General features: G+C 31.9%; 11 protein-coding genes and 1 pseudogene. All 12 read left to right on the forward strand.

Annotated features, from left to right (window positions below):
* Nucleotides 1-475: 475 nt before the first annotated feature.
* Complete coding sequence (locus tag IDG64_RS11945; protein WP_000620194.1) at nucleotides 476-985, forward strand: GNAT family N-acetyltransferase; 510 nt, start codon at nucleotides 476-478, stop codon at nucleotides 983-985.
* An 11-nt stretch (nucleotides 986-996) separates the two neighbouring features.
* On the forward strand, nucleotides 997-2,067 hold the full coding sequence (locus IDG64_RS11950; protein ID WP_000160906.1) for an undecaprenyldiphospho-muramoylpentapeptide beta-N-acetylglucosaminyltransferase: 1,071 nt from the start codon (nucleotides 997-999) through the stop codon (nucleotides 2,065-2,067).
* 16 nt (nucleotides 2,068-2,083) lie between these two features.
* Complete coding sequence (locus tag IDG64_RS11955) at nucleotides 2,084-2,698, forward strand: phosphatase PAP2 family protein (protein WP_000084773.1); 615 nt, start codon at nucleotides 2,084-2,086, stop codon at nucleotides 2,696-2,698.
* Between the two features lie 116 nt (nucleotides 2,699-2,814).
* Nucleotides 2,815-3,015, forward strand: a complete 201-nt coding sequence (locus tag IDG64_RS11960; protein ID WP_000184336.1) for a hypothetical protein — start codon at nucleotides 2,815-2,817, stop codon at nucleotides 3,013-3,015.
* Between the two features lie 76 nt (nucleotides 3,016-3,091).
* Nucleotides 3,092-3,224: pseudogene (locus tag IDG64_RS11965) on the forward strand (hypothetical protein).
* A 261-nt stretch (nucleotides 3,225-3,485) separates the two neighbouring features.
* A complete protein-coding gene (gene arlR, locus IDG64_RS11970; protein WP_000192137.1) occupies nucleotides 3,486-4,145 on the forward strand; it encodes a response regulator transcription factor ArlR in 660 nt (219 codons plus the stop codon).
* The gene (gene arlS / locus IDG64_RS11975; protein ID WP_000166801.1) at nucleotides 4,142-5,497 is read left to right on the forward strand and encodes a sensor histidine kinase ArlS; all 1,356 of its coding nucleotides are present in this window, start codon (nucleotides 4,142-4,144) and stop codon (nucleotides 5,495-5,497) included. Before arlR ends, arlS begins: the two co-directional genes overlap by 4 nt.
* Before the next feature lie 283 nt (nucleotides 5,498-5,780).
* Complete coding sequence (locus tag IDG64_RS11980; RefSeq protein ID WP_000180673.1) at nucleotides 5,781-8,579, forward strand: 2-oxoglutarate dehydrogenase E1 component; 2,799 nt, start codon at nucleotides 5,781-5,783, stop codon at nucleotides 8,577-8,579.
* 13 nt (nucleotides 8,580-8,592) lie between these two features.
* Nucleotides 8,593-9,861: a dihydrolipoyllysine-residue succinyltransferase gene (gene sucB / locus IDG64_RS11985; RefSeq protein WP_001115439.1), complete on the forward strand. Its 1,269-nt coding sequence runs from the start codon at nucleotides 8,593-8,595 to the stop codon at nucleotides 9,859-9,861.
* A gap of 579 nt (nucleotides 9,862-10,440) precedes the next feature.
* Nucleotides 10,441-11,250: a VOC family protein gene (locus IDG64_RS11990; protein ID WP_000334516.1), complete on the forward strand. Its 810-nt coding sequence runs from the start codon at nucleotides 10,441-10,443 to the stop codon at nucleotides 11,248-11,250.
* Between the two features lie 28 nt (nucleotides 11,251-11,278).
* On the forward strand, nucleotides 11,279-11,482 hold the full coding sequence (locus tag IDG64_RS11995; RefSeq protein WP_000902175.1) for a DUF6501 family protein: 204 nt from the start codon (nucleotides 11,279-11,281) through the stop codon (nucleotides 11,480-11,482).
* A gap of 180 nt (nucleotides 11,483-11,662) precedes the next feature.
* A complete protein-coding gene (locus tag IDG64_RS12000; RefSeq protein WP_001185421.1) occupies nucleotides 11,663-12,454 on the forward strand; it encodes an ATP-binding protein in 792 nt (263 codons plus the stop codon).
* Nucleotides 12,455-12,458 lie beyond the last annotated feature (4 nt).

The raw sequence follows: 12,458 nt of genomic DNA on the forward strand, positions 1-12,458 counted from the left end.
GGAGCAGTGCCAGTCGAAGACCGAGGCTGAGACGGCACCCTAGGAAAGCGAAGCCATTCAATACGAAGTATTGTATAAATAGAGAACAGCAGTAAGATATTTTCTAATTGAAAATTATCTTACTGCTTTTTTTAGGGATGTATGTCCCAGCCTCGGCGTGTTTATTTTTATTGACGTCTAACTCTAAAAGATATAAATTAGACATTTATAAATGATGTAAATAACGCAATTTCTATCATTGCTGTTAATAATTCATGCTTTAATATACTATGAGCATATACTTTTTAAATAGTATTATTCACTAGTTTTAACAATCAATTAATTGGTATATGATACTTTTATTGGTTATTTTTATCCCATAGTGTGATAATTACTATTTTTCATTCATAATAAAGGTTTAAAGCATGTTAATAGTGTGTAAGATTAACATGTACTGAAAAACATGTTTAACATAATGATATAAGGAGTGACGTACATGATCCGTCTAGGTAAAATGTCAGATTTAGATCAAATCTTAAATCTAGTAGAAGAAGCAAAAGAATTAATGAAAGAACACGACAACGAGCAATGGGACGATCAGTACCCACTTTTAGAACATTTTGAAGAAGATATTGCTAAAGATTATTTGTACGTATTAGAGGAAAATGACAAAATTTATGGCTTTATTGTTGTCGACCAAGACCAAGCAGAATGGTATGATGACATTGACTGGCCAGTAAATAGAGAAGGCGCCTTTGTTATTCATCGATTAACTGGTTCGAAAGAATATAAAGGAGCTGCTACAGAATTATTCAATTATGTTATTGATGTAGTTAAAGCACGTGGTGCAGAAGTTATTTTAACGGACACCTTTGCGTTAAACAAACCTGCACAAGGTTTATTTGCCAAATTTGGATTTCATAAGGTCGGTGAACAATTAATGGAATATCCGCCATATGATAAAGGTGAACCATTTTATGCATATTATAAAAATTTAAAAGAATAGAGGTAATATTAATGACGAAAATCGCATTTACCGGAGGGGGAACAGTTGGACACGTATCAGTAAATTTAAGTTTAATTCCAACTGCATTATCACAAGGTTATGAAGCGCTTTATATTGGTTCTAAAAATGGTATTGAAAGAGAAATGATTGAATCACAACTACCAGAAATTAAGTATTATCCTATTTCGAGTGGTAAATTAAGAAGATATATTTCTTTAGAAAATGCCAAAGACGTATTTAAAGTATTGAAAGGTATTCTTGATGCTCGTAAAGTTTTGAAAAAAGAAAAACCTGATCTATTATTTTCAAAAGGTGGATTTGTATCTGTGCCTGTTGTTATTGCAGCCAAATCATTAAATATACCAACTATTATTCATGAATCTGACTTAACACCAGGATTAGCGAATAAGATAGCACTTAAATTTGCCAAGAAAATATATACAACATTTGAAGAAACGCTAAACTACCTACCTAAAGAGAAAGCTGATTTTATTGGAGCAACAATTCGAGAAGATTTAAAAAATGGTAATGCACATAATGGTTATCAATTAACAGGCTTTAATGAAAATAAAAAAGTTTTACTCGTTATGGGTGGAAGCTTAGGAAGTAAAAAATTAAATAGCATTATTCGCGAAAACTTAGATGCATTATTACAACAATATCAAGTGATACATTTAACTGGTAAAGGATTAAAAGATGCTCAAGTTAAAAAATCAGGATATATACAATATGAATTTGTTAAAGAGGATTTAACAGATTTATTAGCAATTACGGATACAGTAATAAGTAGAGCTGGATCAAATGCGATTTATGAGTTCTTAACATTACGTATACCAATGTTATTAGTACCATTAGGTTTAGATCAATCCCGAGGCGACCAAATTGACAATGCAAATCATTTTGCTGATAAAGGTTATGCTAAAACGATTGATGAAGAACAATTAACAGCACAAATTTTATTACAAGAACTAAATGAAATGGAACAGGAAAGAACTCGAATTATCAATAATATGAAATCGTATGAACAAAGTTATACGAAAGAAGCTTTATTTGATAAGATGATTAAAGATGCATTGAATTAATGGGGGGTAATGCTTTATGAGTCAATGGAAACGTATCTCTTTGCTCATCGTTTTTACATTGGTTTTTGGAATTATCGCGTTTTTCCACGAATCAAGACTAGGGAAATGGATTGATAATGAAGTTTATGAATTTATATATTCATCAGAGAGCTTTATTACGACATCTATCATGCTTGGGGCTACTAAAGTAGGTGAAGTCTGGGCAATGTTATGTATTTCATTACTTCTTGTGGCATATCTCATGTTAAAGCGCCACAAAATTGAAGCATTATTTTTTGCATTAACAATGGCACTATCTGGAATTTTGAATCCAGCATTAAAAAATATATTCGATAGAGAAAGACCTACATTGCTGCGTTTAATTGATATAACAGGCTTTAGTTTTCCTAGCGGTCATGCTATGGGATCAACTGCATATTTTGGAAGTGGTATCTATCTATTAAATCGATTAAATCAAGGTAATTCAAAAGGTATTCTTATAGGGTTATGTGCAGCTATGATTTTATTGATTTCCATATCACGTGTATATCTAGGTGTACATTATCCAACAGATATTATTGCCGGCATTATTGGTGGCGTATTTTGCATTATTTTATCAACGTTATTACTTAGAAATAAATTAATAAATTAAATAGTAAAAAAACAAAAGCAGTAAACCTAAAGTGTCGTAAGGGTTTACTGCTTTTATAAAACGTTGTTATAACGTATATTGTCTTTTACGGGCATATAAAAGGGGAATATTTGAAAATGACCAATCCAACAAGAACGAAACGTTGTGGGGGGGATGTTCTATGTGGTATTGATAATCATTTTCAACTACTATTATACATTAGTGAGAATCATTGTCAATTAGAAACTAAAACTTTTTTTGAATATTTTTTAAGAATAGTAAATAAAACGCATGATTACGCTATTTTAGAAAATAAAAAAATTTGTATTTCTCATTAGAATTAGAATATTTAAAAGTTATGAGGTTTAAAAATTATATTGTTTACATACTCCTTTTGAATTTATACATTATGAAATGTTACTTCCAAGTTCAAAATCGCACATTGAAATGATGTGTGAAAATGTTTAAACTACGGTCATTTTGTGAAAATAAAGATAATAACTATTCACTTTACAATAGTGAAAAGTCAGTATATGACAACAATTAATATTGCGGTAAGGCCTTGTGTTACAGTATTCTATATTTAAGTACTGCAATCAGAATTAACAGAATGCCATTAACTGATTATTAAATATTTGAGTTAATAAATAATTAATGATTGTAGCTTGAAAAATTTAAAACATGGTTATTGATTTGTGATAAAATTTAAACGTAAACAAACTAATTTAAAAAGCAACTATTGTATAGAAAAATACAAAATTTAAAATATATTACCTTATTAGAAAAAGTCGTAATATGAGGTGTACAAATGACGCAAATTTTAATAGTAGAAGATGAACAAAACTTAGCAAGATTTCTTGAATTGGAACTCACACATGAAAATTACAATGTGGACACAGAGTATGATGGACAAGACGGTTTAGATAAAGCGCTTAGCCATTACTATGATTTAATCATATTAGATTTAATGTTGCCGTCAATTAATGGCTTAGAAATTTGTCGCAAAATTAGACAACAACAATCTACACCTATCATTATAATTACAGCGAAAAGTGATACGTATGACAAAGTTGCTGGGCTTGATTACGGTGCAGACGATTATATAGTTAAGCCATTTGATATTGAAGAACTTTTAGCAAGAATTCGTGCAATTTTACGTCGTCAGCCACAAAAGGATATTATCGATGTCAACGGTATTACAATTGATAAGAACGCTTTTAAAGTGACGGTAAATGGCGCAGAAATTGAATTAACAAAAACAGAGTATGATTTACTATATCTTCTAGCTGAAAATAAAAACCATGTTATGCAACGGGAACAAATTTTAAATCATGTATGGGGTTATAATAGTGAAGTAGAAACAAATGTCGTAGATGTTTATATAAGATACTTACGAAACAAGTTAAAACCATACGATCGTGACAAAATGATTGAAACAGTTCGTGGCGTTGGGTATGTGATACGATGACAAAACGTAAATTGCGCAATAACTGGATTATTGTTACCACGATGATTACGTTTGTCACGATATTTTTGTTTTGTTTAATTATTATCTTTTTCTTGAAAGATACACTGCATAATAGTGAGCTTGATGATGCAGAACGAAGCTCAAGCGATATTAATAATTTATTTCATTCTAAGCCTGTTAAAGATATATCTGCATTAGACTTGAATGCATCTTTAGGTAATTTTCAAGAGATTATTATTTATGATGAGCATAATAATAAATTATTTGAGACATCGAATGATAACACAGTGAGAGTTGAACCTGGATATGAACACCGGTATTTTGACCGCGTAATAAAAAAACGCTATAAAGGCATTGAATATTTAATTATTAAAGAACCAATCACAACGCAAGATTTCAAAGGGTATAGCTTGTTAATTCATTCACTAGAAAATTATGATAACATCGTAAAATCATTGTATATCATTGCGCTCGCATTTGGAGTGATTGCAACAATTATAACTGCCACAATCAGTTATGTATTTTCAACACAAATTACTAAACCGCTTGTCAGTTTATCAAATAAAATGATTGAGATTCGACGAGATGGTTTTCAAAATAAATTGCAATTAAATACAAATTATGAAGAAATAGATAATTTAGCAAATACGTTTAATGAGATGATGAGCCAAATTGAAGAATCATTTAATCAACAAAGACAATTTGTTGAAGATGCGTCACATGAATTACGAACACCATTACAAATTATTCAAGGTCATTTAAATTTGATTCAGCGATGGGGAAAAAAAGACCCAGCAGTATTAGAAGAATCGTTAAATATTTCTATTGAAGAAATGAATCGTATCATAAAATTAGTCGAAGAATTACTTGAATTGACTAAAGGAGATGTAAATGACATTTCTTCTGAAGCGCAGACCGTGCATATTAATGATGAAATTCGCTCGCGAATACACTCATTAAAACAATTGCATCCTGATTATCAATTTGATACGGATCTGACATCTAAAAATCTAGAAATTAAAATGAAACCTCATCAATTCGAACAATTATTTTTAATCTTTATTGATAATGCAATCAAATATGATGTGAAGAATAAGAAAATTAAAGTTAAGACAAGGTTAAAAAATAAGCAAAAAATAATTGAAATTACAGATCATGGAATTGGTATTCCAGAGGAAGATCAAGATTTCATTTTTGATCGCTTTTATCGAGTGGATAAATCTCGTTCAAGAAGTCAAGGCGGTAATGGACTCGGATTATCTATTGCTCAAAAAATCATTCAATTAAACGGAGGATCGATTAAAATTAAAAGTGAAATTAACAAAGGAACAACGTTTAAAATCATATTTTAATCATGACTGAGACGTCAATCAAAGTCATAGGATCAATTTTTTAAGTACACACTAGCTGTGACTAATGTATAAGAACAACTATAAAACAAATAAACAGTGGTTCTTTATCAATTCTGTTGTACTCCCAAAATTTACAATAAAATACATCTATAAACCTAGAAGAATCAACGCTTTTGTTGATTCTTCTTTTTAGCAGATAAATAGGTAAATCTACTTTAACAAATAACTAAATAGTGATATTATTACATTGTAAGCGTTTCAACATTTTTGTGGAGGGTGTAAAATGACTAACGAAAGAAAAGAAGTTTCAGAGGCTCCTGTAAACTTCGGTGCGAATTTAGGTCTAATGTTAGATCTATATGATGACTTTTTACAAGATCCATCATCTGTACCAGAAGATTTACAAGTCTTATTCAGCACAATTAAGAATGATGACTCAATTGTACCAGCTTTAAAAAGTACAAGTAGTCAAAATAGCGACGGCACAATTAAGCGTGTCATGCGTTTAATTGATAATATTCGCCAATACGGGCATCTTAAAGCCGATATTTATCCTGTAAATCCTCCAAAAAGGAAACATGTACCTAAATTAGAGATTGAAGACTTTGATTTAGATCAACAGACTTTGGAAGGTATATCAGCAGGAATTGTTTCAGATCACTTTGCCGACATTTATGATAATGCTTATGAAGCAATTTTAAGAATGGAAAAACGTTACAAAGGACCAATTGCATTTGAGTATACACATATTAATAACAATACCGAACGTGGTTGGTTAAAAAGAAGAATTGAAACGCCATATAAAGTAACGTTAAATAATAACGAAAAAAGGGCACTATTCAAACAATTAGCGTATGTTGAAGGGTTTGAAAAATATCTTCATAAAAACTTCGTTGGTGCAAAGCGTTTTTCAATTGAAGGGGTAGACGCACTTGTACCGATGTTACAACGTACTATTACGATTGCTGCGAAAGAAGGTATTAAAAATATACAAATAGGCATGGCTCACCGTGGACGTTTAAACGTTTTAACGCATGTCTTAGAAAAACCGTACGAAATGATGATTTCAGAATTTATGCATACAGATCCAATGAAATTCTTACCTGAAGATGGTAGCTTGCAGTTAACTGCTGGATGGACTGGTGATGTGAAATATCACCTTGGTGGCATTAAAACTACTGATTCATACGGTACAATGCAGCGTATTGCACTGGCTAACAATCCAAGTCACTTGGAAATTGTTGCACCTGTTGTTGAGGGGCGTACGAGAGCAGCACAAGATGATACACAACGTGCTGGGGCTCCGACGACTGATCATCATAAAGCAATGCCAATTATTATACATGGCGATGCTGCTTATCCTGGTCAAGGAATTAACTTCGAAACAATGAACTTAGGAAACTTGAAAGGCTATTCTACGGGTGGTTCATTGCATATTATTACTAACAATAGAATTGGATTTACTACAGAACCAATTGATGCACGTTCAACAACTTATTCTACAGATGTGGCCAAAGGTTATGATGTGCCAATATTCCATGTCAATGCTGATGACGTTGAAGCTACTATTGAAGCAATTGATATTGCAATGGAATTTAGAAAAGAGTTTCATAAAGACGTCGTTATTGATTTAGTAGGTTATCGTCGTTTCGGTCATAACGAAATGGATGAACCATCAATTACTAATCCAGTTCCTTATCAGAATATTCGCAAACATGACTCTGTTGAATATGTGTTTGGTAAAAAGCTTGTTAATGAAGGTGTCATTTCAGAAGATGAAATGCATTCATTTATAGAACAAGTCCAAAAGGAACTAAGACAAGCACATGATAAAATTAATAAAGCTGATAAAATGGATAATCCAGATATGGAAAAACCTGCAGAACTTGCATTACCGTTACAAGCAGACGAACAATCATTTACGTTTGATCATTTGAAAGAAATAAATGATGCATTGTTAACATATCCGGATGGCTTTAACATTTTGAAAAAGTTAAACAAAGTTCTTGAGAAGCGTCATGAGCCGTTTAATAAAGAAGATGGTTTAGTTGATTGGGCACAAGCAGAACAACTTGCATTTGCGACAATTTTACAAGATGGTACACCGATTCGCTTAACTGGTCAAGATAGTGAACGTGGTACATTCAGTCATAGGCATGCCGTGTTACATGATGAGCAAACAGGTGAAACATATACACCTTTACATCATGTTCCTGATCAAAAAGCGACATTTGATATACACAATTCTCCACTTTCAGAAGCAGCAGTAGTTGGTTTTGAATACGGCTATAATGTGGAAAACAAAAAAAGCTTCAATATTTGGGAAGCGCAATATGGTGATTTTGCAAATATGTCACAAATGATTTTTGACAACTTCTTATTCAGTTCTCGCTCAAAATGGGGAGAACGTTCAGGATTAACATTATTCTTACCTCATGCATATGAGGGTCAAGGACCTGAACATTCATCAGCAAGATTAGAGCGATTTTTACAATTAGCTGCTGAAAATAATTGCACAGTTGTCAACTTATCTAGTTCAAGTAATTATTTCCACTTATTGCGTGCACAAGCAGCTAGTTTAGATTCTGAACAAATGCGACCATTGGTTGTTATGTCACCAAAAAGCTTATTGAGAAATAAAACAGTTGCCAAACCAATTGATGAGTTTACTTCTGGTGGATTTGAGCCAATTTTGACAGAATCATATCAAGCGGATAAGGTTACAAAAGTTATTTTAGCAACTGGTAAAATGTTCATTGATTTAAAAGAAGCATTAGCTAAAAATCCAGACGAATCAGTGTTACTCGTTGCGATTGAAAGATTGTATCCATTCCCAGAGGAAGAGATTGAAGCATTACTAGCACAATTGCCAAACCTTGAAGAAGTGTCATGGGTACAAGAAGAACCTAAAAATCAAGGTGCATGGTTATATGTCTATCCATATGTTAAAGTGCTAGTTGCAGATAAATATGATTTAAGTTATCATGGCAGAATTCAAAGGGCTGCTCCAGCTGAAGGCGATGGAGAAATTCATAAACTTGTTCAAAATAAAATTATAGAAAATGCATTAAAAAATAACTAGGGGGAAATAAGTCATGCCAGAGGTTAAAGTTCCAGAATTAGCAGAATCTATTACAGAAGGTACCATTGCAGAATGGTTGAAAAACGTAGGGGATAGCGTAGAAAAAGGTGAAGCTATTCTTGAATTAGAAACTGATAAAGTTAATGTCGAAGTTGTATCTGAAGAAGCAGGTGTATTATCTGAACAACTTGCAAGTGAAGGCGACACTGTAGAAGTTGGACAAGCAATTGCTATCATCGGCGAAGGTAGTGGCAATGCTTCTAAAGAAAATAGTAACGACAATACTCCACAACAAAATGAAGAAACAAATAATAAAAAAGAAGAAACAACAAATAATTCGGTAGATAAAGCTGAAGTCAATCAAGCAAATGATGACAATCAGCAACGTATTAATGCTACGCCTTCTGCGCGTCGATATGCTCGTGAAAATGGTGTGAATCTTGCTGAAGTAAGTCCGAAAACAAATGATGTGGTTCGTAAAGAAGATATTGATAAGAAACAACAGGCACCGGCATCAACACAAACAACACAACAAGCACCTGCAAAAGAAGAGAAAAAATACAATCAATATCCTACAAAACCAGTGATTCGTGAAAAAATGTCACGCAGAAAGAAAACAGCTGCCAAAAAATTATTAGAGGTATCTAATAATACAGCTATGTTAACAACATTTAACGAAGTTGACATGACAAATGTTATGGAATTGCGTAAACGTAAGAAAGAACAATTTATGAAAGATCATGATGGTACTAAATTAGGATTTATGTCATTCTTTACTAAAGCTTCTGTAGCAGCTTTGAAAAAGTATCCAGAAGTTAATGCAGAAATCGACGGCGACGACATGATTACGAAACAATATTATGATATTGGTGTAGCTGTTTCTACAGATGATGGATTATTAGTACCATTTGTAAGAGATTGTGATAAAAAGAATTTTGCAGAAATCGAAGCAGAAATTGCTAATTTAGCTGTTAAAGCACGAGAGAAAAAACTTGGCTTAGATGATATGGTTAATGGTTCATTTACGATTACAAATGGCGGTATTTTTGGATCAATGATGAGTACGCCAATTATCAATGGTAATCAAGCTGCAATCTTAGGCATGCATTCAATTATTACAAGACCAATTGCGATTGATCAAGATACAATCGAAAATCGTCCAATGATGTATATTGCATTAAGCTATGATCATAGAATTATTGACGGTAAAGAAGCAGTTGGATTCTTAAAAACAATTAAAGAATTAATTGAAAACCCAGAAGACTTATTATTAGAATCTTAATCCACAACACAAAATAGTTTACTATTCCTAAAAACGTAATCAAATCAATAACAAACAGCAGTAAGATTATTTTCTAGTCGAAATATCTTACTGCTGTACTTTATTTTTATAATGCTTCGTATTAAAATGTGAGTTTAATTTTGACTACTTAAAAAATATATCATTTCTATTGAAATAGACTCACAATAGAAATATAGGTAGAATAGCGTGTTACAATATGCTAATGAAATCATTTTAGATAATAACAAGCGATGAAATTTTTGAATTCTATAAGCGCTTTTAGTTAATTTAAAATCATCTGAACAAGATGTAAATTCACTTTATGGACACGACATATATATGTTTTTTATGTACTACAAAAAACGAAATATTCAATTGCTATATACAGATACTCATTAATGACACACTCAATAGCAACCATAACAATATTATGTTACCTATTTAAATGAAATAGTTCTTTTAAAGAAATACATTTTTCACATATTAATCTATAATCAAAATCAACTGACCGATATTCTATAATTTATGATTAAAATAAGTTATAATATAATAGTAAAGATAAAGATAGAGGTGGCTATAATGTGTGGACTTAGAAGTATAACATTAGGTACAACAAATATAGAACAGACAAAACATTTCATGGTTGACATATTAGGATTAAATTATGAAGAACTTCTTGAAAACTCAATTCGTTTCGGCGATGCAGATATAAGCCCAGGAACAAGACTTCAATTTATACAAGTTCCAAGTGAGCAATTAGAAGAATCTCACTTTGTGGGTATTGGATTACGTACACCAACTGACTCAGGTTTAGAGGAGTATGCGGAAATATTATCGAATAAGGATATTCCATTTACAACAGTTAAAGAATTAAATGGCAATAAATATTTCAGTCTCGAAGATAACAATGGTCATATTTTCTCAATATATTCAAACGAGAATAATTATGGCGTTGGTTTAGGTATGCCTTCTTTTGAGAGTGCGGTCAATCCGTTACATCAAGTGCAAGGTTTAGGACCAGTGATTCTTAAAGTGAATCATGTAGATATTACAGGTCAAATTTTAACAAATATATTCGGACTTGAAGTATTTGCAGAATACCAACCCTTCGACAATGCTGACTATCATGTCCAAGTATTCAAAATTGGAACGGGTGGTCTAGGTGGCGAAATACATTTAATGCCTGTAGAAACCGAAATGACAATGCCGGAATATGGCGCAGTCGATCAAGTTGAGTTTGAAACGAAAGATGCAGATTTCTTTAATCAAGCGAAATCGCGCTTAGATGAAGTGGAAATACCATATCAAACGCTTGAGCAAGATGATATTGAATCAATTAGAATTACTGAAAACAGTGGATTATCGTTTATATTCACTTTACAAAAATAATTTTTTTACGATAGTGAGGACAAAATTTATGTTACATGAAACTTGGAAAGAACGTACACCAATCAAGAAAGTAGAAGTCATTAATACAGATGCAAAGAAATTTACAGTTTCTGACATGTTAACGGTTGGCAAACAATATGATGTTATCAACGAAACTGAAGAATATTATCAAATAATAGATAATTCTGGATTAGTTGGCGGTTACTATAAAACATATTTCAAAGAAGTTTAAACGCATAATTATTGAAATGAAGCCTAATATGAGATTTTCAATTAGTAAATTTGGTAAAATATAAACAATTCGCATACTAAGCATTGCGTTTTATATCAGAATAGAATAGTAAACTAAGGCATTTGGAGAACTTATTCCATGTCTTAGTTTTTTAATTTATTTAAAGGAGAACGTTTTAAAATGGCACTAAAACATTATAAGAATTCAGATTCAACAGTTTTCAATGATGCGAAGGCATTATTTGATTTAAATAAAAATATTTTACTTAAAGGTCCAACAGGTTCAGGGAAAACAAAGTTGGCAGAAACATTAAGTGAAGTTGTTGATACACCCATGCATCAAGTCAATTGTTCTGTTGATTTAGATACAGAAAGCTTATTAGGCTTTAAAACAATTAAAACAAATGCGGAAGGTCAACAAGAAATTGTCTTTGTAGATGGTCCAGTTATTAAAGCTATGAAAGAGGGGCATATTTTATATATTGATGAAATAAATATGGCTAAACCTGAAACATTGCCTGTATTAAATGGGGTCTTAGATTATCGTCGTCAAATTACGAATCCATACACTGGTGAAGTAATCAAAGCTGTACCAGGATTTAACGTTATAGCAGCAATAAATGAAGGTTATGTTGGTACTTTGCCAATGAATGAAGCACTAAAAAATCGCTTTGTTGTTATTCACGTTGATTATATTGACGGGGACATTTTAAAAAATGTGATTAAAGAGCAAAGTTTATTACAAGATGATAAACAAATCGAACAAATTATTAAGTTTAACGAAGATTTACGTACTATGTCTAAGCAGGGACAAATTTCTGAAGAAGCCGCTAGTATCCGTGCATTATTAGACTTGTGTGATTTAATCACTGTAATGCCAGTTGAACGTGCAATTAAACGTACAATTATTGATAAATTGGAAGATGAACGTGAACAACAAGCAATATATAATGCTGTAGAACTAAACTTTTAAAGAG

Origin of the sequence: Staphylococcus sp. EG-SA-15 (assembly GCF_017151895.1) — a bacterium.
Classification (GTDB): Bacteria; Bacillota; Bacilli; order Staphylococcales; family Staphylococcaceae; genus Staphylococcus; species Staphylococcus aureus.